Here is an 821-nt window from a genome sequence, read left to right as displayed (position 1 = left end):
ACAGAAAAGACTGTCACACAAGCATTTTCGCATAAACCAACTGTTTCGGGGGTAATACAATCTAGTGGCAATCTCATCATTAACGCTGATACCATTGACAACCATTATAGCTCTATGAGAGCAGGGGGAAATGCCGATATCCACGCCAATGTGCTGACCAATTTAGGGGCAACGGCTTATAAAAACACTTATCTTGGTTGTCAGGCTAATACAGACAGTTGTTATGGTTATAAAGCTGATGGAAGCCGCGATGTTTCTTTAGATATAGCCAATGGCAAGGATCGCCAGATTGGTTCAGAAGCTTTGGAGAGCGTTCCTGGTCTTGTCCAAGCGGGTGGCACTTTAAATCTGGTGGTTGATCAACTCAATAACACGGCAGCGGAAGGTTCGATTACAGGGGATGCGCATTTTAAAGCACAAGCAGTTGAAGGCAATCCACTGGAGTCCTTAAGTGGTTTAACCGAGGTTGATGCTCTCTTTACACCAAAAGTGGATCTCAATAATGCAGGAGAACTGTCTGAGGGGCTCCCTTTACCAAAGCCCCAATCGGGGGGTGTTGGGGGCACGCTACCCAATCAAAATTTCATTTATGAAACGCGGGCAGAATTTCTTGATGTCGGCAAGTTTTATGGCTCAGCCTATTATTTGAACAGAATTGGTTACAATCCTGACAGAGAGATTTTTTTCTTAGGCGATGCTTATTTCGAAAAGGAATTGATTGAAAAACAAATGCGTGATCTTGTGGGTCAAGGTTTGGGTAAAGGCTCCTTTATTCCTGGAAGTGATGCCATTGAACAAGTCAAAACTTTGCTGGATGTCGG

At 44.0% G+C, this 821-nt stretch carries 1 pseudogene; it reads left to right on the top strand.

Annotated elements, in window-relative coordinates:
* A pseudogene (locus ACFINS_RS09955) lies at window positions 1–821 on the top strand (filamentous hemagglutinin); the annotation flags it as partial.

Source organism: Bartonella sp. AA2SXKL (assembly GCF_042197205.1).
Taxonomy (GTDB): domain Bacteria; phylum Pseudomonadota; class Alphaproteobacteria; order Rhizobiales; family Rhizobiaceae; genus Bartonella.
The sequence above is the reverse complement of the archived record's forward strand: the minus strand, read 5'-3'. Positions and strand labels throughout refer to the sequence as shown.